Below are 21,928 nucleotides of genomic sequence, written 5' to 3'. Positions count from 1 at the left end.
CTGCAAATTACGATTGTAGCTGTTTCTCTGAACAGGATAGAATTTTCAACTAAAACCTCTTAATCCCATATATATTCCAAAATAAACTGGGTCATCTATATATATTTATTAGAATTCTTAGTTTTTTTAACTAAACTTAAGCTTTAACAAATCCCGATAAGATGAATATCTTTGAACCTTTTGCAAATCATTAAGAGCAATTCTATTGGGATGCCTAGGTCTATGTTTCTTAGTTACAATATGTTCTATATTAAATCTATTATCTTTGAACACATATAAACTGTTTTGTTTCATTACTTCATCAATTATATTGATAACGCTCTTAACATACTTATTATGTAGTTTAGCACTAAAGCCTTTTGGTACATCCCCCCAAGCCAAAACAATTAAATTACTTACTTTAATGCAATTTTTAAACTCATTCAAATTCTCTCCTAGTTCATTGGAATTATTTCTTTTGACACAAGCAGCAAGTTTCTTTGAATCAGTTTCATAGTACGGAAATAAATTAAGTATTATAATCTCTCTTATCTGTTTATCTAAATTAGCCCCGAAAAATTTTAATACTTTATTAACTGTCGGATCAGAACAGCTTTTAGTAGCTTTGCTTGGATTCATCATTATAATTGTAGCAATACCTTTAGCACTAGAACTTTCATTTGAAACTCTCAGCAAATACCTTTTATCATTGTCATTTCCTGGAATTATATCCTCTACTTTAAAACCCTGAGGATAGGCTACACATACCATTAAAACTCCCCCATAAAAAGCGTGTTAGTTAAATAAACGTCCTTATTATAATTGAACACATATTGGAAAAAGCCAACACAATATTCCCGTCCATTAGAATAGTAATCAGATGCTTCAAAAAACGTACCATATACAACTATTTTTGAAGCATGATATAAAAAACCACCAATATATCGGTGGTTTTAATTTAACTTAGTACAGACACCTCTTTAAACTAAATCAATCTTAGAGGTACTAATACATAAATCTCGATATTCTTCATTAATAGACTTAAATACTTCAAATCCTAATTTTGTATCTTTTTTAGGAACTTTCGGACCTAGTTTTATTGCTCTAATAGTACTAGGTTTTATGTAACATCTAACAAAAGGCATTAAAACACCACGCTTTGTTATGACTGTCGCATTCAAACTCGTATAATTTTGATTTTCTGCAACAAGGACTAATCTCCATTCTGTTTCATTTTGCCAGTGGTGTTTCTTGATAGCTAGTGCTAAAAGATCATATAAAGTCAAATACAATAAGGTTTTTGAAGCTTTACCATCTCTGATTGAGTTTATGTAATCATAGTCATTTTTATATTGTTCAACTTCCATTAAAAACTGTTTGTCGTCTAACATGGTTGTAAGGCTATTTTTTATCTGATTTTCAAACAACTCATAATGTTCACAGCCAGTTAAATCACTCTCATTAAAATAACGGATTTTTATAAAACCAAATTTATTTTCAGTATATAGTTTTGTAGAAGTTTCTAGTAACGTTTTATCTGAGGAAGCGAATCTCTTTAAAAAATTCTGTTCATAATTCCCAGGAATTAAACTTATCATTTCTCCACCATTAAAATTTATGGAAGCACCTGAACCATTATCGCCATACATTGACCATTGAGAAATTGTTTCATCAACTGATTCTGTAAAGCAGGTTAAATAAATTTCTGAGTTACCCGTAATTAATTTCTGTTCCGATTTAAAATTTAAAACCCCTATAAGTTTATTTATAACCTCAGCATAGTTTTCAAATGCTGCTTCTTTTTTAATTAAGTCTTTAATAATTTCAATCAATACATAAAACCCAAACTTTAACTCGTTAGGATCATTCATGTGGCGAATATTTGAAAGCCAAACTTCTTCGCTTGTTAATATTAATTGAGCATTGTTTAACGAAGTGTAATGTATTAGATTCTGCGGCACTATATTTGTAGAAAATGGAAACATAAACTATTACCCCTAACTGACATAATATTTTAATACGTTAAGAAATTCCTCAGAGCCCTAATTAATGTGAATAGGACTAAAACGGAAACCCTCCCGATATTGTACCTTAATCTAAAAATTCGAAAAATGGTTTTATTGTTTAGAAAAATACTTTAATAAAATCAAAAATTTATTTAGTGTTATCTTTCTCTTTTTTCTAATTAAGGACATAATTATGAATCCACAAAAATTGTTTTACGAGCTTTTCTTTAAACGGAAGATCTACAAAACTAGGATAATCATTATCCAATAATAATTCTCCATATTGTTTTTCGATAGCTGAAACTATTAATGCAGGATCAACTACTTGTATAATAGAGTCATATTCGCTTCTTTCAAAATCAGACTTTTTAGAAGTTCCATCTGATTCCCAAGATGTGGGTAAGTAACTCTCTAAAAGTTCGGTAGCAAAGCTCGGATCTTCTTCTAATATCATTCTTAGAAACTTATTTTGTTCATCTGGTTCTCCGTATCTTTTCCATATATAAAGCAATTGAGGGAATTTCTTGGATATCTCTTTTTTACTAAATTGTCTTTTTCCCTTGAATTCTTCAGATATCCGACTAGCCATCTCTTTACCTAAGATATCAAATTCTTGAATTGAAAAACCTTTTGGATTGGGATGTTCTTCCGTGTCCTTTCTAAGCCATCTAAAACATTCACCTACAAAATTTAGTGGTTCTCCACCCTTTAGTACTTCTATTGTTAAATTAACTCGTTCTTCTCTAGCATCTATGGATTCTATACAATCCGAAATTAATAACGCTGCTTGACTAAAGGTGTTAACCGAAAGAAAAGTTACTGGATTTGGAAACTTATAACCATACCTTGAAAAAGCAATGGCTAATTTACTTGCTTGTTCTTTTGTTAATGTCTTTACTTTACTCCTCAATTTTGAAATTAAAGATTCAACATTGTATGGGTCAAAAAAGGAATCTAAATTCTTAGTAAATTCTTCTAATCCAAGTTCTTCTGTTAACCTTACCAAGTCTCTAATTACTTGGTCTGATATATCTCTTCTAGGGATTGAGTATGTAAAATATCTTTGGAAATACTGATTAGCGCAAATACGTTGATTCTTATTCCAAGATTCTTCCCAATCTGCACCATAAAGATTATTTCCAAATATATTGTTTAGCTTTGGGAACAGAAACAATAAAACCTTTTTAATTTCTTCTGCAATCTCAAAAGTGAAATTACTTAATATGTTTTCTATTTTTTGCTTCCTTCGTTGTGCCTCATCCTCGTATTTTCTATATCCAATCGAAGGATCGCTAGTGAAAATATCTTTATTATTCCTAATTAATTCGTATATCTCAGGTGAAAATACCCTTAGACCTTCTATAAGCATTAAATCAACTGGACTAACTTCTCCTTTTAAAATTGGTAAAGAGAAAGTTAGTATATTAGAATATAGCATTGCTTGCCTTGGTGTTTTTAATTGTCTTTCAACACAAGTAAAATTGTTTACAAATAATTGTACCTGTTCATCAGTTAATTGAATCTCTGCTAATTCAAGAGCATTATCTACTCCCTTCAAGCAAAAAGATCTCAAGTCATTACTGTCAATTGATGGTAATTGCAAAGGTACTTGAATTATCTTTTCTAAAAATGCTTTTCCTGCGTTTTGATTTCCTGCTCCATACCTTTCTTGTAGAGCTGCTGATACCATATCCTTATCAAAAGCTAAAACATATGCAGTATATTTAAAATCAGCAGTAAGCTTCACCAGTCTAAAAACAGCATGAATCTCGTTTTTTTCAAGTCTATCTATATCATCTAACAAGATTACAACACGCTTTTTTTCTTCTTCTAAAACTGATTCAATTCTTCCTCTTAGTTCTTCTATATCAGCACTGGTAAAAAAAGAAGATACTCCTTCAGCTACACCCCCTTTTCCCACAATAGTCGCTGCGGGTTTAACAAATTTATTAATAAACCCTCCAATTTTTTCTCTTTCAGTTTCAATTGATCTATCTATTGATGTCGCCATATCATTAAAAAAGCTTATTAACATTTGTTCTTCTTCGCCAAATCTCCATGGATTAAAACGAATACAAACGACATGTTCCTCGTTATTGAGTTCACCTTCAATAAAGTTAAAGATAGAAGTTTTCCCTTCTCCCCATGCACCATAAATACCAATAACAATACTGCTTGGATCTTTTCTATTTGATATTACACCCGCAACCCGTTTTGCAAACGGGAATCTATTAAATTGGTCTTGGGTATGATGAATAACTGGTGAATCGGTAGAATATACTTCATGTTGATTAGTCATTTTAAATCCTCTTTTCATGTTATTTTCATTAAAATAACTAGCTATATCATCTATTAACGATGAGCTACAAGATTCCTTAACTCATCAACGGTTAACACATCATCTTTCCTTCTATGTATCATTCTGTGGCAGTTCGAACAAACAGGTACAAGATCATTCTTTGGATCAATAGAAACCTCTTCACCTATAGTACTTAGTGGATTAACATGATGAACCTCGATAAAGTCTTTTCCCCGCTCACCATAGACTTCCTCAAAATTGAATCCACAAACAACACAGCTTAAGCCGTGAATTTCAATTGCTTTTTTTCTGTTTTCTGGTCTTCTTTCATATCGCTTTCCAAAATACTGTTTAATTGCACCATCCTTGTAATAACTATCATCTTCAGCCTTTTCTGAATCAATATCATCTGCAATTACCTCTTCTAACTCTTCGCTACTCTCTGACTGATTGATAAGCCTATAAAGAGACTGAATAATTAATTCAAAATCTGAATCCTGTCCTTTCAAAATGTACATGGCTTCGGTAATACTATAATCTTTGAAGATCCCTTTATGTTTGTCCTTAAGACCAATAAAGTGGAGAATATTCATCGATTCATGTCCTGTTCTTTTGTCAGGTGCAATACCTAGTATTTCTTCATCTAAGCTACGGTGAGACATCGCATTAAAAAGATATTCATATACAATAGAATCTTTATCTTTATTGCTGTATTTATTATATTCTCTAGAACGCTTTGATGGCTCTAGATTGGGTATTTTAAAAGAGATATTATTGTTTTGAATTTCAGTATTACTTTCTGTGTTTTCAGTAACCGTAAAACCAAGCTTACCAAGAAATTTGTTGGTTTCATTTCCACCACTAAACAAGGTAGGAGAATATTCTTCTCCATTAGCAAAAATATTTGCAATTGAAACCACGTATTTAGGCGGATATGATTTACTTTCATAGACAAGGCTGAATCTTGTAGATTCTCTCTTTTCTCGAACACCTTCTCTATTAATCTGTTGAATTGCTTCAAGTACATGTTCTTTATTAATATTTTTGGGAATCGGCATTTGATATTCACCTCTATTATCATTGGTGTTACTTTGTATTACGTGTATAAAACTGTAACTGCTCACCTATTCCTTTTCCTTGAAGCGGCACATTACAGATAATACCCTTTTCTTCAAGAACAGGAATTAAGTATTCTCTGTACTTGACTCCAGAATAAAAGTCAATTTGTTTTAGATCTGATTCCAAGTTTCTTAATTGCTTTAGAACTAAATCTGACCAAGTTTTTCGTTCAGATGCTTTCATATTGTTAAGAGTTAAATCATATGGCTCAATTACATCATTTTGATTTATAAGCCCATACTTTGCAGATAATACATACCATTCGTCATAATCTTGTTGCTCAATATATTTAACAGCTTTTTTAAATAACGTTGACTCTCGGTACATCTCTTTAGCAGTACAGGTATAATTAGCTTTTATTTTTGTGCAACTGACTAATGCAATTTTCATTATTCCATCTCCATTTTTAGTATAGGAATATTATACCATTTGAGAATGAAGAAAAGAGTAGCTATATTTAATTGCTACTTTGATGAGGAATCTATATCTAGTACTATACGAGGATACTTATTTAAAGTTTTTTATTACGTTCCCGTGGAGTTAACGCTCAAAATTCTAAGCTTCAGGTAATATAATCACTAAGGAGCAGAGTGTCATCGAAATGACACTTCATTCCATGCCCTCAGACTAATTGAATGAACTACTACGATTCCGCTAATAGGCTCAGTTTTAAGGTGCAAAACTGTTTTCGTATGTTAAGGAAATAAAGCAAGCACACCTTAAGTTGAAGAGGTACTTAATATCGCAGCATTATCCAACCGTGTTTATCTTCTTCTTGTTTGAACTGGTTCTCCTTTTTCAATACTACTTATTGACCTTCTTATATAAGACTGGAGATTTCTATAAAAATCAGTACCCATCAATGGTCTTTTTTTATCTTCTTCATTTGATTTTTCTAAAAATTCATATAATAAATTCAACTTCTCCTCAAAACTAATAGTAGAATCTTTGCCTAATTTCAAAATATAATCAAAGCATTTCTGGGCTGGCTCTTTATCTGAAAGACCTCTACTATATCCTATTGTGTAACTTGGAGTCAGTGGAGATTTTGACCATCTTTTTAAATAATAAAAAGCATTTCTAAACTCTTTTTCTCTATCAATCAAGATACTTCCTCCCTTTTTGATTAGTGAACAATAGTCTCCTACTTTACAATAAACATACTTGTTCAACTATCCTGCAACTTTTATTTTAAGTATAATCCTTTACTTTCAGTATAGTTCTTGCAGCAAACAATAAAAGACGGGTTTTATTAGTTCGGTAAGTCGATCTTATAAGTTCTGACCAGTTAATCAATCGTCTGCGTAATATACCAAAAAAGAGCCTCAATTAAGAGACTCCTTCAAAGTGTTGAAATTGCTATTGACGTTTAGCTTATACAAATCGAACAACTGCTCCATCCGCTCCATATACAAATTTTTCAAGTGTAATCTTTTAACACCTAAGTCATATCCTGCAATGATGTCCTCAAGTTCTTGCTGAGTATAAAAATAACTAATTAGTTCTTCATCTTCTGCTGTGGAAAACCCAACCTTTAATTCCTTGTATTCCTTTAACTTCTGCTTGTGGCGTTTCTCTATCTTCTTAACGAAATTAGCTTTACGCTTATCCACATAGTTTGTTTTATTTTGATTTATGAACAGGTCTTTATTATTCACATAGGCTTCTAATGCTTCCTCACAATACGTTTCAAGATATCTCTGCACTGCTTTACTTGTAGCCTTTAATATTACGGCGTATTCTTTCCAGTAATACTTAATGTCTAGCGCATTACCAAACTCATCTTTTACTTCTGCTAATGCTTGTTTCCATTCATCATTAAAATTTATAACCTTTCTAGCATTACGATGAGCGGTTAGATTGAATTCAACAACATTATGCTTTTTCATCAGATCTCGTCTAGTCTTTTGAATGTTCTTCATTATATCGGGGCTTATACTGACCTTTCCATCTTTACTATACCCAATCCAGTTCTCATAGAATAAGATGATACCACATTTTTTCATATGGTCTAAGGTCTTAGCCAATTGCCCATACATCTCTAAGCAGTAAAGTGTTAACTCATCTAACAGCTTCTTATGGTCTTCTTCAATAATTCCACTTTCAATAGCCAGATCAATATGCACTTGACGTAGACTATTTTTGTGTCTAGAACGTAGTAAGTCAAATTCAAGTTTTGTAATTAGTCCGAATTCAACTGCCCATTTTCCTAAACTCATACTAGCTTGTTTCGTCATATCGTATTCAAGGTGGGTCGCTACAATAATGTCCATTGGAATTCTATGTTCAATTTGTCCTCTACCACTTCTTACACGACCGTCTTTCTTCAACTTTTCATCACACTTCGTACATACGTAAATGTTACTCCTGCCCTGCTTAACGATTTCCACTACATATCCTTGCTCAGCAGTTTTCATAATAGAGTTTCTAGTTCTTGACCCTAGTTTACCGTTCTTTTTAAACTTCGCCTTCTGCTCCTCCGTTCCAAATTTCATTACAAATTCTTCTGTTGATAAATTCACAATAATTACCTACTTTCAATTATTAGACTGTAAATGACAGCCATTTTTACTCACTCCTTACATAGATTAGTTTGGTTTTTACAAAATGTAGAACTTTAAAATAGTGTGCAAGTTTTGTTGTAATATAATACTAGTTACCTTTATTATATTATGTCAAAAGATGCACGCTTTCTATTGAGTTAAACATCAAATACAAGAGTGGTATTGAATACTTCATTAATAGGTATGAGGTTGATAGGGTCGTCACCTTTAGGTGGCGAAGTGACCGCAGGGAGCGTCCCAAACAACGACCGTAGGGAGGCGTAGAGGTGAGCGAAGCGAATGCCCTTATTCTATTCAACCAAATCTGCTGATTGTAATTACTTTTACTTGCTCCTCCTAAAACAACACAAAAAAGGAGAAAGTCTAAATACAACTTCCTCGTCAGAATGCACACTTATCCTAAATATAGACTTAAATAAGCCTAGCCCTATGAATTCATCATAAGTTTTATAAGATATATGTGCCTCCCTATGAGGCGATTGCATTTATACTCTCTCCTTACATAATTTATTTATATATATATCATTTTGAAATTAACTAGTTTATTATATCATTATTTATCTGGCAATACAATAGGATATATAAAATATCAATTCATTTTAATCGTTACTTTTCATGGGGTATCCTGCTATTCTATAAATTCATATTAACCCCTGTTATAAAAATTAGGATTTGTCTCGGGATTAGTTATATTAACATTGGGAGTTAGTGTTTTCCCTTGCTAATAAAGCATCTAAATATCCGTCTCGTATCGGAATTTTTACATCGTACTTGTGTGGAATGAAGTGCTAAAATGGTTATTCCATTATTAAGCCAAGCTTCCAGTATTAATCTTTTTTGATTTCCTTCTTTTCCATCTGACTGATTGCTTGTCTATCAAACACTTAAAGCAAAGACAAAGCCTCTTACCGTTACAATTCACTTTATTCGAAATTAGTTCTTCCTGATCCCCATACCTTTTATATTTATTAGCAGTTTTATCTTCCCATTCTCTTTCAAGAGTAATACTTTCAAAGGATTGGATAAAATCTTTTACAGAACCAGTTATGTATAATTTTTTATTTTCGGCAACTTTAATAATTTCATCTTCATCGTTTCCACCAAATAACCATAACGCATTATTTTCGGGTGGCAAAAAACACCAAATAAATAGATGTTCTAGTACATAAAGTGGATAAATAGACTTATCCACAATTACAACAGTTATGTATTGGATGTTTGATGTAAGCTTTTTACTCTTTCCATAACAGTTAGAAGTAATTCTATCTTTAAAATCGTCTTCAGATTTCCCAATATAAATAAGTTTACCTTGCCTATCACGGAATAAGTATAGCACCGATCTTCCCTGCAATGATGTAACATTAAATCCCTTAGCATGTGTATAAGCTTTCATTGGCATTTATATCAATCCCATCTTAAAAATTTTTTAAGTTCTTTCTTCTTTTTTTCAGCCAAAGTGACTTTTTATTCCAACATTTTCTTAAATCTTTTCCTCTTCCTCATAACTCTCCAATGACTACCTATTTGAACGTAATTAACCTTACTAATCTTTACAATGGTATTTCCAATCACCATAATTTTTCTATCATGAATCTGATACACTTTAACTCCTTCCAAGTCCTCAATAAGATCACCTAACCATATTTTATGATTAAGATTCATTTGAGCTTCGTGAAAAGAAGCAAGTCGCTTATTATAATATTGTTTGAATTCATCAAATACGGATAATTGCATAAAGAGGTCTGGGTAATCTGCTACTTTGTGAAAAAACATACGGTTTATTTTAGATATCAACTGAGAGCGAATATATTTATCTTTGTAGCATATTTTATGAGCCAGATTATTTGGCCTTGGTATTACTTGAGTACGAATATTTAGCTTTATGATATCCTTCTTAATGCTTATTGGAATACGATTGCAAAGCCGATTACTATTTTTTTTAAGCATATGTTTCAGTGCATCTGAGTCGAATAAAATTAGTCCATTGTCCAAATTATAATATTTCAGGAAAGATACTAACTCTGAAAGTGCCGCTGCTTCAGCTATGTTATTATCTGATTCATCTATTACGATTCTCTTATATACCTTACTCTTATCTTCAAAAATGATCATAAATGATAGAATTGCCTTTTTACCTTGTACAGAGGCATCAGTATACGACACAAACATAGCTCCGCTCCAATCAATTTGTTCTTTGCATAATGAAGTATATCTAATGAGTGAATCAAAATCAATATATTAATTGAATATTCTGACTAAAGCAAAAGTATTGCAAAATAAGCTTTTTGTAACAAAGGATAATCTATAACTAGAATACTTTTATAACTTATTTGTAAGAGGAGAAAAACCACCTCGGATAAATGAAGTGGTTTTAATAATTATTCTACCTATATTAAATATCTAATTGATTTAGTGGGTTAAATTTCTCATTCTGTTCTTTCAGATCGTTACCCCACATGGCTGCGTATTTCTCTGTAACAGCAATAGAAGAATGTCGCATGAGTTTTTGTATAGCAAAAGTACTCATCCCTGCCTGAATACACTTTTGGCAAAAGGTATGTCTAAACGTATGGCTTGATAAGCGCACATCTCGAAAATTCATAACCTTTGCAAGACGTTTGAATACATTTTGAACTGCATTAGGTGTTAATGGTTCATTCTCTCTATTTGTAAATATATAATCGTTTAGATTCTCTTGTCCAAAGAATTGTTCACAATACACTTTGTATGCCAATAATTCCTTGGTACATTTCTCCGCTACTGGAATAGATTCTTTTCTTCTGTTCTTCCCAAATACAGACATTGTTTGTTGTACAAAGTTAATATCAGTCCATTTGATTGAACACAATTCAGATAAACGTAAACCTGTTCCTAACAAGGTAATGATTATTGAATAGTCCCTATAGCAATGAAAAGCGTGTTCTCGGGTCTTTAATCGTCTGTAGTAGTTCAACATCTGCTTGATGTGATAATCAGTAAATACGTCAATTCTAACGTCTTCTCGAGCCTTCTGAATCTTCTTAGCAGGATTCTTTTCGATGACTTCACATTCAATCATGTAATTTAAGAAAGCACGAATACGTTGAAGTTTGGAGTTTGTAGTAGTGGAATTATTTCCACGTTTTTGACAAGACACCAGATACTTCTTTATGATGTTGACTGTTAAATCCTCTACATTCATTATTTCTTCTTCATTACAAAAATCCACAAATTGATTAAGCATTACTTTGTAGCTTTCCAGTGTCTTTGGAGTTACGTTTTTAAACTCTCGATCATCATAAAAATCCTGTACTGCAAATTTCATTAACATAGAAAAAAACCACCTCACATTATATTTTGTGAAGTGGTCTTAGATGGCTGTAACAAGGTTCTGCTACGACCATAACATTTTTATATACTTATAAAAGGCTACAAACCTTGATATTACAACAATGGTGACCCGAGAGGGGTTCGAACCCCCGACCTCTACCCTGTCAAGGTAGCGCTCTCCCAGCTGAGCTATCGGATCAATTGATTATGTATCGGACAAATAGAAGTATACCTCATTTTTCACTTAGTTTGCAACTGCTTTTTTAAAATTAGGCTCATTTCTAAAAGATTGTTGCTTTGGGAACCTTTTTGTAAATAGGCTTCATTGACAAGTTGATTGGAGTGCAAGGTGCGAGACTCCTCGAAAATGAATTTCACATTTTCTTCGTGCGATATAACGCTGCCGAAGCCTTCCTTGTCCTGCGGGACTAGCGGGACAGGTGAGACCCACAGGCGCTGGCGCCGAGAAAGTAGGCGTTTACGCCGGTAAAAGCGAGCATCCTGAAACAGAAATCAACCACTTTCAAAAGCAGCAAAGGTTACGAAAACAGCCTAAAATAAATAAAAAGACCCTAAAAAAGGGCCTAATTTGTAAACCATCACTTTTCTTCCCATTCAAAAGCTACAGTAGATTTCAGGCTGCTGTCATCGCATGTAGAGGTAAGGAAAACCATTACATTTGTTCTTGATGCGATGACCCACAATCCATCCAGATCAACGGTAATACTTTTGTATGGAGGAATGATTCTGGATGCTGCTAAAACCCCGTTCACTGGAGAGTTAGGAAGCGAACCAAATTGAATCTGTCCTTTTGGCCGGGCGGATGGAGTTTTTGACAAGTCTGCAGGAGTAACATTTCCTGACATTCTTCCATTGAACGGCAGCGTTGGCTTAAAATAGATTTGAGCGTTTATCGGGCTGCACGTCATATTGGAGATGGTGATTCGCTGTAACGCCAGATCTACACCTGAACCTTCCGGATTAACGAGGGCCGCCCACACGTTCTCTCCTGGAGGACATGGGCAGACGGAAAGCGTCTCTGTGATCCCTAGAAAATTGTTAGCTTTCGTCACCTCTGCCGGACTTACTTCTGTCGGCTTTTCTTCTTTAGGGTATTTCATTTGGGGGTTGAACGGGATTTTTACATTCATATTAGGACTTACCGGATAATTCATATTGGGGCTGACAGGATAATTCATGTTTGGGCTTATGTTAGGGTTCGGATAATTCATATTGGGATTCACGTTTGGGTTCCCATAGTTGCCTTGCCCATAGCCGTAACCCGCCCCAGGACCATACGGGTACATTCTATTTTGCATATGCATTTTCCCTTCTATAAAGTTTCACATTACTACCATATGTAGATAAGCTATACTTGGTCCATCCATACTGGAAAAATGGGTGATGAAAAAGCTGCCCCTATTCGGGACAGCTCCTATTTATCCTATTTTTTCTTCTTGATCGTGCTGTTCCATTTCCTGCTTTGACAGCCGCTCTTCCTGATCCCTGAGCCGATGCGCAAGCCGGCTCGAAGCATTTGCTGCAATGCTTGCAACGAGGTCGTCCAGAAACGTATGGATGCCTTCGGATGTTTTCGTATCCAGCTTTCGAATGATACCCATTTTATATTTATCAAGGTGTCCAAACGTCGTAACGGCAATACTGCCATATCCAAAGACTGCTCCAAGGGCAATCGTTTCATCTACACCAAATAATCCTTCATCCATCTCCACAATGGATTGCAATGGCTCAGAGAGCATCTTTTTCTCTGCTAATTTATCGAGCTCAATTCCAACCAACAAAGCATGCTGGATCTCTCGTTTTGTTAACACGGCATCAACACTCTCAATACATTCTGTCATCGTTAATTGAGGAGAAAAAGGAGACTGCATTTCAAACACAATTTCAGCGATTTCCGGAATCGTTACTCCCCGCTCTGCAAGCAGGGCTCTGGCCGCAGACTCAACATCACGGCTATGGACTCGTTTTGCCATTGGGCTCACCTCTGTATTTTCCTTGGATTTTTCCCGAATAATACTTTTATCTTGATTACATTATACCACTGTATGATAGAATGGAACGGATACAATGAAAGCGCTGTTTTTAGATAGGAGAATTTTTATGCCCACTTTTCAAGGAACCGTCTATGAAGAAACCATACATAGCAAAGAACTTAATGAAGAAATTCCTTTATTGATCTATTTGCCTCCAGCGTTTACCACACTAAAAAAATATCCTGTATTGATCGCACAGGACGGACCTGATTATTTTCAGCTCGGAAGGCTTGCATCTACAGCGGATGATATGATTCAGGCGAATGAGATCGAGGAAATGATCATCATCGGTATTTTCCATAAACGCGGAGAGGACAGGCATCATAAGTATCACCCAAAAGGAGAAAAACATAACGCTTATATTCGTTTCATGTCGCTGGATCTGCCTTCCTATGTTCAAGAGAAGTTTAATACTTACTTATTGGGATCCGGGATGTGCCTTCTCGGAGACTCGCTTGGAGGCTATGTATCCCTCAGATGCGGGATATCTTTTCCCCGTACTTTCGGCAAGCTGATCGTACAGTCTCCGTACGTTGAGCAGCAAATCTTGAACGATGTCCGCTCTTTCACTGGGTATGAACTGCTGACGCTCTATCATTCCGTCGGAAAAGAAGAAAGCCGCTTTGAATCTGTTGATGGCTTTATAAAAGATTTTTTATCCCCGAACCGTGAACTTTCGGACTGGTTTCTGAACAAAGGATTTGATTATTGTTATGAAGAATTTGAAGGAAGTCATCTATGGTCAGACTGGCAAGTAAACCTTAGGCCTGCTTTAAAATTTATCTACGGAAAATAATTCGATTTGTGAAGTTGTAAGAATTTTTGATATACTAATTCAAAAGATAAGGGAGGAAGTTTTCAATGAAATACGGTATTGCTATATTCCCATCAGAAGAACTCAAAGATAAAATAAATTCTTACCGCAAACGCTATGATCCTCATTATTCTATCATTGCACCGCATATTACACTCAAAGATCCATTTGAAGCCAACGATGCAGAAATCGAAGAAATCGTTGAATATATCGAAACAGTCGCCAAGAATGTTCCTCCGATCAATATTCATATCACCCGAGCAAGTTCTTTTCATCCTGTCAACAATGTTATTTACTTGAAAGTAGATAACAATGATGAACTAAACTCCTTGCACGAGCTTCTCTATGAAGGGCCGCTCGAACACGAACATCCGTATAATTTCGTTCCTCATCTCACCCTAGCCCAAAAGCTTTCTGACGTGGAGCATGCGGATGTGCTGGAACGGTTAAAAATGGTGGAAGCAGAATACCAAGAAACCGTAACAGAATTTCATTTGTTAAAAATGGATGAAGAATCTGACCGCTGGAAAGTCTACAAGACTTTTGCGCTCGGGAAGGATGTTTAATTTTGGAAGTAAAAGTACTAACAACGGAAGATCCATCTTACAAGGACGCTTTATTCGTTCGAAAACAGGTTTTTGTAAATGAACAGAACGTCTCCGAGCAAGAAGAGATTGACTCGCATGAAAATCAATCTGCCCATTTTGTCCTATACGATGACCGTCGTGAACCAATTGGCGCAGGCCGTTTACGCTCGATAGAAGGCGGAGGGAAAATTGAAAGAGTCTGTATTCTGGCCAGCCGCCGTAAACAGGGGCTCGGCGAGTTGCTGATGAAAAAGATGGAACAGGCAGCCAAACAGTCCGGTTATCCATCCCTTACATTATATGCACAGGTCCATGCAGAGGACTTCTATAAAAAATTAGGATATGCTACAACTTCAACAGAACCCTTTCTAGACGCCAATATTTGGCATGTTTCCATGAATAAAGCATTGAACTGATCTTGAGTCAGTTTGATGCTTTTTTATCTTCACGATCGGTTTATTTTGGACAAACAGGAGAACACTAACTTTAACTTCGCACCAGTGGGGGCTGTCATGAGGCTTGGTACAATTACAATTGAAATGATCATTGGTTTTTTTGCTCTTTTCTTTTTAACTAAATTATTAGGAAAAACACAATTATCACAGCTTACACCTTTCGACTTTATTTCAGCTCTTATCCTCGGAGAACTTGTCGGAAATGCGATGTATGACCCTGATGTGCACATTTGGATGATCTTATTTGCGATTAGCGTATGGGGAGTACTTATGTATTCATTGGAGATGCTGACACAAAAATCAATTACGCTGCGTAAGGTTCTCGAAGGTTCTCCCTCTATCATCGTCCGAAAAGGCGTCATTGACCGTAAACAGCTGAAGAAGAACAAGCTTGATATCAACCAGCTTCAAGATCTCATCCGGCAGAAAGGCCATTTTAGCATGAGAGAAATAGAATATGCCATTCTGGAGACGAACGGTTCCATTTCTGTACTCCCTAAATCCAATGTACAGCCGGTCACCCGCAAAGACTTAAAGCTTCATGAAGTTGAGGTTACACTTCCTGTCACTTTGATCCTAGATGGTAAAATTATTCATGACAATTTAAATACAGCGGGAGTTGATGAGGAGTGGCTGCGGGCACAGCTTTTAAAAAGAAAAATAAACTCCGCTCAAGATGTTCTCTATGCGGAATGGAAAAAGGGACATGAACTGCTAGTAATGAAAGAAAAGGACTGATTGTTTTTTATAAAGCAAAAAAGAACACTTTACGTGTTCTTTTTTGTTTGCATGCTTAGATCCAGGAACCTCCACAGCCGCAATCTTTATGCTTTTTATGCTTTTTATGCTTCTTTTTAAAGCAAATATAGCTTGAAGAAGATTCGTGTTTTTTGAAGCTGGATTCTGACTTAAAATGCTTGGAACAGGATGAAGAAGATTCTTTCTTTTTGCCGTGGGAACTGGAAGATTCATGTTTTTTACAGCTGGAAGATTCTTTCTTCTTAGGAGAATATACGTGATCTGGAGTCCATGTTTCTTTATAGTCGTACTTCTTCTTTTTTTCTTCTACTACGATCACTTTCTCTGCTTTAATAAAGACTTTATCTGCTTTGATCACTTTCTTTTTCTTTTTCTCGCAAGACATACTCTAACCTCCTCTATAATTCCCATAGTATGCAAGATTATAGAGAAGGGACATAGGCTTAATTATCAAAAATTGATAGATATTTGATTGGCCGCTTTTACTTTATATTGCTGTTTATTGAAGAAAACAAAGGCTTCAACCGTTAGATTGCCTATGATTTCTTTCTTAAATGGAATCTGATAGTCTTGTATCACGGATTTCTCACCAGGTTCTATCGTCATTTCTCTTATCGGGCAGATCCAGATTTCTCCGCGCTCTTTCGCTTCTTGCGCCCAGTCGTTGTCGATAAACATCCAATGAAAGTTCGCGAGGTTGTCTTGATTAACCTCATGATTTTCACTGGAGTAAATCTTCCCTTTTAAGACGTTGGCTTCACCTGGATTGAAGCGCAGACAAACAGATGGATTCTGAAGTGTAATTAATCCTGTGTTTTCAATGATAAATGATCCCTTAATAAAGCCTGATTGATTTTCATTCATGATGATGGAGTAATCAAACAGGCATAGACACTCATAATCCTTCTTAACGAAAATATTCTCTTCTTCGTCTTCCTCTGCTTTCTTCATAAAAGGATCAGGCCTTCCTTGAAGAGAAAGCTTTTTTTCTAATGCCCTTATTTTTTGCTGGCTGAGATCCAGTTTGTTCTCCTTATCGTTAATCTCCTTTTGCACTTCAGCCAGCAATGCCTCATAATCCGCTGCTCTTTTGTCATAATCAATGCTTTTGGCTTGCCCCAGCTCATTTTTCAAGTGTGCGACCTCTTCTGTCAGCCGCACCCGTTCAGCTTCAAGTGCCTGTATCTCTGTATCTTTTGAAGAATCCGCTGCTTCTTTTTCAAGTTTTTCAATAAGTTCCTCTGCAAACACTAATTTTTTTTCCAACTCTAAAGACTTTTCCTGATAAAACTGGGCCCGAGCGATAAGACGGTCATAGCTTAACCGTTCTTTTTGAGAATGCATACGTGTCCCCCCCTAAATAGGCTCCCATCTTTTATCTTATGTAGGCGTCACTGATTCGTTCACTATTTAAAGAAAAAAGAGCAGGATGGTTCCCTGCTCTTTTATTGCGCTTAAGGATATTATTTTAATTTGATATCATCGAAAGTCACGCAATCTTCAACCTCAAGACTTCCTTTATCTACTTTCACAATTCCTGATTCGAATACAGTGACCCCTCTTTCATCAATAAGCTGCAGCTGGAAACGGCTTCCAGAGTGGCGGCTTACGGCTGCGAAGTTAAAGTCAAATTCTTCACCCTCATTTGTCGTACCTACACCTGAGACCATCAACTTGAGTCCCTTGCCTTCGCAAGGCTCGCAAGTTAGAGAATCCTGTTCAAAGCTATCCGCCGTGAAGTCGAAGTTATTTAATCCCCCGTTTTCATCTTCAAACGTAAAGCGAAGTGAACTGTCACTCAGGCTGCAGTTTTGGCAGATATCAGCAAGCACGCTAAGGCGGCCTTTTTCAGTAGAATTGCTTCCGGTGCGTCCGCTCGCTTCACCGCTGACACTGCAATCGCAGTTAGGGCGAGGGAATATATCCGGACATTGTGCAGGGAATTCGACCTCCGGACAAGAATCCATTTCAGCTTCTTCAGCTGAAAGGTCATTATTTCGAGGTGAGCAGAACTTAGCAAGTACTTCGAGTTTCACTTCAGCTTCGATTTGGATATCCACACAGAATGTAAGGGTGAGGTTAAAAGATCGTGGTGCTGGAGCGTTTAGGAGTACAGTTCCTGTTTGGATTTTGCAAAGAATTCTGGTGATTTTGCAAAACAGGTCTGTTCCGTCTGGATAACAAAGTACAAACGGTTCGAGCACAGATGCATCCGTTGTAAGGTGTGTTACGACTCTTCCGTTACGGTCCACAACAGCTACCCTTACTTCAGAAGTGAATAACAGCTCCACGAGCTGAGCATCAACAAAATTACCGTTTAGCGAAACCGTTACGTCTCTTTTCTCTCCAACCTGCTCACACAGGAAGGTCTCGCATTCTGCCCTCGTGTCTTCTCCGTTTAACGGGAATGGAGGCGGAGCCGCCGGTGTTTGACAAGTCAATCGCAAAGGACGCCGTGCCGGATCTTCTAATGCTTCCTCGATCTTTCTGAGCTGCTCCGGATTGAAACTAACTTGTTTCGTTACTGAAAATGTATCAGTAACCCAATCATACACTTTCTGTACTCTTATGCATTCTTCTTGGAGACTATTGGCAGCCTTTGGTATAGATTTCTTATGATTTAAACCCATAGTTTCCCTTCCTTTCCTCATCATGTTCTGAAGATTCCATACATACTATGGGAATACGATAGGTTATGACACAAGAATGAATGCCTATTTTTCGGGCAGCTAGGAGGAAAGACATCATGATTCTTACATTTGGGGGCAAACAGATCGGACAGATGGACACCAATTTTTTTCAGCATATAAAGCCATTATTAAATTATTGGGGATTGGATTGGAATGAAAACTATCATGAAATTGAACCGGCTATGTATGGCCAGTGTTTTGTGATTTCTGGTCTTGAGCAAAGGGACTTGGATAGAGTTAAAGAATTTCTTAAGCATACAGATGTTATTATAGAAGAAAATCCCTCGGGAATGAGTACAACAGCCTCAATATCGGTTTCATTTGTTGCTGATCAGCCTGTACCCATCATCATTCAAACGGAAAATTCCAAACTCCTCTATATTACTCCGGCCGAGAATACCGAAAATGCTGTTCAAAACATGATTCATAAGAGCATCCTATGCAAAAGAAAAGCAAATCACTATTCTTTTTCCTTCAGATGGCGAGAAAAAGAATGTATTCCTGAATGGATCAGCTACCTCATCCTGCAGATTGGACTCTCCAAGACATTTTCATCACTCGCTTCCCTCTCTATTGGAGAATACCAGACAGGGATAAACCACATCTTAAGAACGATAAATCCCATGCTCGCTGATCTGCAATGCGTAAAAGAAACAAAAAAAATGAACAAGCCAAAAATTGAGCCTGAATTTAAGGTGCCTGACACCTTCATCGCTCCTCAGCAGCTTATACCTGTCCGAAGCAGACCCGCAACAGTAACACGAAATAAAAATCTCCATAACGGGCCAGCCATAAGCCCATTCAAAAGCGTACAAACCCCTGAATCTACTATCAATCCGTTTAAACAAAAAAATAGCAAAACTTCAACAGCCATTAATCCCTTTCAGCCAAATACCTATACCACTCGGAGAAGTAAAGAATAGTATAGAAGCAACTTACTGAAAAGGTGTGGGTGGAATGGACAAATCTCAAATGCGAAAGCTATATCGAAATCGCCAGCAGGAAAAATCAAAAAAATCGGCAAGCAAACCGTCATTGTTTGAACCTGTGAAAAAAAAGAAGGGCTGCAAAACGTGCGGAAAAGTAACGTGGAAGCCTAAAAAAAACAATGCTGGCCACTAAAAAGAAGGATCTCACCCTTCTTTTTTTCTATTTTTCTAGTAGAAAAACCTATTTTTTGTACAAGTAGGTACTTATCCATGCAAATTTTAAAAAACTCAATATACTATATTACCCCTGAATGATCAGGAGTACGAAAGACAATAAGGAGGAAAAGTAATGGGTTCATTATTTAAAAAACAAGGGTGCAGCTGCAACGAAGAAAGTTCTAGTTCCAGCTCCAGCTTTGTACACAAGAAAAGAAAAAAACAAGAAAGCTCTAGTTCTAGCTCAAGCTCTAGTTCTAGCTCAAGCTCCAGCTTTGTACGCAGACGGAAAAGAAAAGAAGAAAGCTCTTCATCTTCATCTTCTTCTCATAACCAATGTAAAGGTTGTGCGTGTGAACAGATCAAAAAGCTAACACCTGGTTCATTAGTACAAATCGTACTAAAAGGCGGAGAGGACTTCTTTAATGACGAGTTAACATTCGCTTGTTTCGATCATAAAACTTGCTGTGCAACTTTCATCTTAGACGGATATCCTATCATCATTGACTGCCGTCAAATTACAGCGATCCAACTATTCACGTAATAGGTTAGGTAATTAAGCAAAAATCAGGCCTAAAAAGCCTGATTTTTTTGATTGTTGTTCGACAATCTCTTTAGATAATGAAAAATTCAAAAACAGGCTGGCATCCTGCCTGATTTTCTAACCATTAGAGAATAGGTTTTTTAGTAATAAAAGGCCGGAAGTCATCAGTTTTAGCAATTACGCTGCAGAATTTCAAAATCGTGTTATTTTTAATCCTCCATGTATGGCTTTCTGGTTCAAAGCTTCTTAAATAAACATAGTTATCTTTAGTTGCTGAGTACAGAGGAATTCCATTCTCAATACATGATTTACAAAAAGCTGAATCCTCAGCAATATTGGTGGAACTAAATTTTACCGTATTAAAAACTTCTTTTTTAAAAACTAGCGTCCCTCCCATTAATAAATGATTATTGTATGTCTCCTCATTTTTCGCAACTGCTCCCCCAAACTTATTCGGATTAAATTCGGTAAGCAGGCTTTGATCTTTAAAATACATAAAAATGGAGGTTTTTCCAACGACGGATGCTTGAGAATTTCTTAAAGATTGAAGTGAATCCAACAAGTAAAAAGGCGAATAGTAATCATCATCATCAAATTTAGCAATATGGCTGAACTTTGCTTTTTCTACACCAAAGTTTAAACATTCTCCCAGCGTAGTATCAGATGGTAATTGATAGATAGAAATGTTAGAAGAATCAGCTGCTCTTTCTTTCCATTTTTCAACATCCATATTTTCTTTATTTAAAATGATAATTAATTCTTTTTCTACATCTTGCTGCCGATCAAAATTAAGGAAAACCTCTTCCATACAATTATCCCTTATCGTGCAAGTGATGACGGAAACCATACAAGCCTCCCCTGTTCCTCATAAGTGACATCAAAACTTTGATACAAACGGTTTGAAATCATCTGTCTTCGTAATAAATTGGCTTATGCTTAAAATAACATCCACAGGCACCTTCCACGTATGCTGTTCCTGATCATCATTCCTTACATAGGTGAAATTTTCTTTTGTTGTTGAGTAAACCCTTAAGCCCGCCTTCACACAGTCCCTGCAAAAAATCCGGTCTACTTCTTTAATCTGATCCGGAAACCTTACTAGATCCAAAATTGCTTTATAAAATACTAACGTACCTCCTTGTAAATATTGTTTTCCAAAACTGTTTTGATCATTGACATATTGATTTTCATTGCCTGGATTGAAAACAGCCAATACTTGCTTGTTTTTCAAGAATATATATACCGATGTCTTTCCTATAACATCCGCTTTCATAGCATTCAATACAGAAATAGAATGCTGCAGATATGCTGGTGCATAATAATCGTCATCCTCAAAATTTGCAATTATATCATATTTAGCCTGCCCCACTGCAAAATTGATACAATTACCTAAGGAGGTATGTTGTGGGACTTGAAAAACAGAAACATTATCATAATTTTTTGCTTTTTCACGCCATTTTTTCAAACACATACTGTCTTGGTTAAGCACAATGATCAGTTCTTTATGATCGTAATTTTGAGTCTTGTAATTATCAAATATATTATCCATGCAAGAATCCCTAATTGTACAGGTGATGACAGATACCATATAATCCCCTTTCCTT

The 21,928-nt window shown here is 35.9% G+C and carries 24 protein-coding genes and 1 tRNA gene; 7 read left to right on the top strand and 18 right to left on the bottom strand.

The genetic code is table 11. The features are described from left to right. Positions 1 to 126: 126 nt before the first annotated feature. The 13 genes from AR335_RS01540 to AR335_RS01480 form a co-directional block, all read right to left on the bottom strand. Entirely contained in the window at positions 127 to 750 is a 624-nt protein-coding gene (locus AR335_RS01540; RefSeq protein ID WP_062231494.1) for a DUF1643 domain-containing protein, read from the bottom strand. Positions 751 to 959: 209 nt separating this feature from the next. Then, positions 960 to 1,964, bottom strand: coding sequence for a DUF2971 domain-containing protein (locus AR335_RS01535; RefSeq protein WP_062231492.1), 1,005 nt, complete (start codon positions 1,962 to 1,964; stop codon positions 960 to 962). Between the two features lie 196 nt (positions 1,965 to 2,160). Continuing rightward, positions 2,161 to 4,284: a KAP family P-loop NTPase fold protein gene (locus AR335_RS01530; RefSeq protein ID WP_062231490.1), complete on the bottom strand. Its 2,124-nt coding sequence runs from the start codon at positions 4,282 to 4,284 to the stop codon at positions 2,161 to 2,163. 53 nt (positions 4,285 to 4,337) lie between these two features. Continuing rightward, positions 4,338 to 5,342, bottom strand: a complete 1,005-nt coding sequence (locus AR335_RS01525) for an HNH endonuclease (protein WP_082683311.1) — start codon at positions 5,340 to 5,342, stop codon at positions 4,338 to 4,340. A gap of 28 nt (positions 5,343 to 5,370) precedes the next feature. After that, positions 5,371 to 5,793 carry a DUF6884 domain-containing protein gene (locus tag AR335_RS01520; protein WP_062231488.1) on the bottom strand — a complete coding sequence of 141 codons (423 nt, stop codon included), beginning with the start codon at positions 5,791 to 5,793 and terminating at the stop codon, positions 5,371 to 5,373. Positions 5,794 to 6,167: 374 nt separating this feature from the next. Next, on the bottom strand, positions 6,168 to 6,509 hold the full coding sequence (locus tag AR335_RS01515) for a hypothetical protein (protein ID WP_062231486.1): 342 nt from the start codon (positions 6,507 to 6,509) through the stop codon (positions 6,168 to 6,170). 219 nt (positions 6,510 to 6,728) lie between these two features. Beyond that, positions 6,729 to 7,898 carry a hypothetical protein gene (locus tag AR335_RS01510; protein ID WP_062231484.1) on the bottom strand — a complete coding sequence of 390 codons (1,170 nt, stop codon included), beginning with the start codon at positions 7,896 to 7,898 and terminating at the stop codon, positions 6,729 to 6,731. A gap of 877 nt (positions 7,899 to 8,775) precedes the next feature. Next, the gene (locus AR335_RS01505) at positions 8,776 to 9,366 is read right to left on the bottom strand and encodes a GIY-YIG nuclease family protein (protein WP_062231482.1); all 591 of its coding nucleotides are present in this window, start codon (positions 9,364 to 9,366) and stop codon (positions 8,776 to 8,778) included. 65 nt (positions 9,367 to 9,431) lie between these two features. Continuing rightward, a complete protein-coding gene (locus AR335_RS01500; protein WP_156418823.1) occupies positions 9,432 to 10,130 on the bottom strand; it encodes a hypothetical protein in 699 nt (232 codons plus the stop codon). Between the two features lie 229 nt (positions 10,131 to 10,359). Then, the gene (locus AR335_RS01495) at positions 10,360 to 11,277 is read right to left on the bottom strand and encodes a tyrosine-type recombinase/integrase (RefSeq protein ID WP_062231478.1); all 918 of its coding nucleotides are present in this window, start codon (positions 11,275 to 11,277) and stop codon (positions 10,360 to 10,362) included. Positions 11,278 to 11,399: 122 nt separating this feature from the next. Next, positions 11,400 to 11,475 (bottom strand) — tRNA-Val (locus AR335_RS01490). A gap of 400 nt (positions 11,476 to 11,875) precedes the next feature. Next, a complete protein-coding gene (locus AR335_RS01485) occupies positions 11,876 to 12,595 on the bottom strand; it encodes a DUF6143 family protein (protein ID WP_062231476.1) in 720 nt (239 codons plus the stop codon). Between the two features lie 120 nt (positions 12,596 to 12,715). Beyond that, on the bottom strand, positions 12,716 to 13,270 hold the full coding sequence (locus tag AR335_RS01480; protein ID WP_053354715.1) for a phosphatidylglycerophosphatase A family protein: 555 nt from the start codon (positions 13,268 to 13,270) through the stop codon (positions 12,716 to 12,718). A 127-nt stretch (positions 13,271 to 13,397) separates the two neighbouring features. Here AR335_RS01480 and AR335_RS01475 point away from each other — a divergent pair, with 127 nt between their 5' ends. The 4 genes from AR335_RS01475 (at position 13,398) to AR335_RS01460 (ending at position 15,924) form a co-directional block, all read left to right on the top strand. Further along, positions 13,398 to 14,126 carry an alpha/beta hydrolase gene (locus AR335_RS01475; RefSeq protein WP_062231474.1) on the top strand — a complete coding sequence of 243 codons (729 nt, stop codon included), beginning with the start codon at positions 13,398 to 13,400 and terminating at the stop codon, positions 14,124 to 14,126. Between the two features lie 65 nt (positions 14,127 to 14,191). Continuing rightward, positions 14,192 to 14,710, top strand: coding sequence for a 2'-5' RNA ligase family protein (locus AR335_RS01470; RefSeq protein ID WP_062231472.1), 519 nt, complete (start codon positions 14,192 to 14,194; stop codon positions 14,708 to 14,710). A gap of 2 nt (positions 14,711 to 14,712) precedes the next feature. Next, complete coding sequence (locus tag AR335_RS01465) at positions 14,713 to 15,147, top strand: GNAT family N-acetyltransferase (RefSeq protein ID WP_062231470.1); 435 nt, start codon at positions 14,713 to 14,715, stop codon at positions 15,145 to 15,147. A gap of 96 nt (positions 15,148 to 15,243) precedes the next feature. Further along, entirely contained in the window at positions 15,244 to 15,924 is a 681-nt protein-coding gene (locus tag AR335_RS01460) for a DUF421 domain-containing protein (RefSeq protein WP_053354719.1), read from the top strand. Between the two features lie 55 nt (positions 15,925 to 15,979). Here AR335_RS01460 and AR335_RS01455 read toward each other — a convergent pair whose 3' ends face one another. The 3 genes from AR335_RS01455 to AR335_RS01445 form a co-directional block, all read right to left on the bottom strand. Then, positions 15,980 to 16,330 (bottom strand): hypothetical protein, encoded by a 351-nt coding sequence (locus tag AR335_RS01455; RefSeq protein ID WP_062231468.1) that lies wholly within the window; start codon positions 16,328 to 16,330, stop codon positions 15,980 to 15,982. 65 nt (positions 16,331 to 16,395) lie between these two features. After that, complete coding sequence (locus AR335_RS01450; RefSeq protein WP_062231467.1) at positions 16,396 to 17,289, bottom strand: hypothetical protein; 894 nt, start codon at positions 17,287 to 17,289, stop codon at positions 16,396 to 16,398. Between the two features lie 119 nt (positions 17,290 to 17,408). Beyond that, entirely contained in the window at positions 17,409 to 18,575 is a 1,167-nt protein-coding gene (locus AR335_RS01445; protein WP_062231465.1) for a hypothetical protein, read from the bottom strand. Positions 18,576 to 18,691: 116 nt separating this feature from the next. Between AR335_RS01445 and AR335_RS01440 the strand changes: the two genes are divergently transcribed. From AR335_RS01440 to AR335_RS23475, 3 genes are all read left to right on the top strand, one after another. Next, entirely contained in the window at positions 18,692 to 19,558 is an 867-nt protein-coding gene (locus AR335_RS01440; protein ID WP_062231463.1) for a hypothetical protein, read from the top strand. A 34-nt stretch (positions 19,559 to 19,592) separates the two neighbouring features. Next, a complete protein-coding gene (locus AR335_RS23480) occupies positions 19,593 to 19,757 on the top strand; it encodes a hypothetical protein (protein WP_156316214.1) in 165 nt (54 codons plus the stop codon). A 156-nt stretch (positions 19,758 to 19,913) separates the two neighbouring features. Next, complete coding sequence (locus tag AR335_RS23475) at positions 19,914 to 20,324, top strand: hypothetical protein (RefSeq protein WP_156418822.1); 411 nt, start codon at positions 19,914 to 19,916, stop codon at positions 20,322 to 20,324. Positions 20,325 to 20,448: 124 nt separating this feature from the next. Here AR335_RS23475 and AR335_RS01435 read toward each other — a convergent pair whose 3' ends face one another. Next, positions 20,449 to 21,171 (bottom strand): glycosyltransferase, encoded by a 723-nt coding sequence (locus AR335_RS01435; protein WP_082683310.1) that lies wholly within the window; start codon positions 21,169 to 21,171, stop codon positions 20,449 to 20,451. Between the two features lie 30 nt (positions 21,172 to 21,201). Next, a complete protein-coding gene (locus AR335_RS01430) occupies positions 21,202 to 21,873 on the bottom strand; it encodes a glycosyltransferase (protein WP_062231459.1) in 672 nt (223 codons plus the stop codon). Positions 21,874 to 21,928: the final 55 nt, after the last annotated feature.

It is taken from the genome of Fictibacillus sp. FJAT-27399 (genome assembly GCF_001510655.1).
GTDB lineage: Bacteria > Bacillota > Bacilli > Bacillales > Fictibacillaceae > Fictibacillus_C > Fictibacillus_C marinisediminis.
Note: the sequence above shows the minus strand (reverse complement) of the source record. Positions and strands in the feature narration are given on the sequence as shown.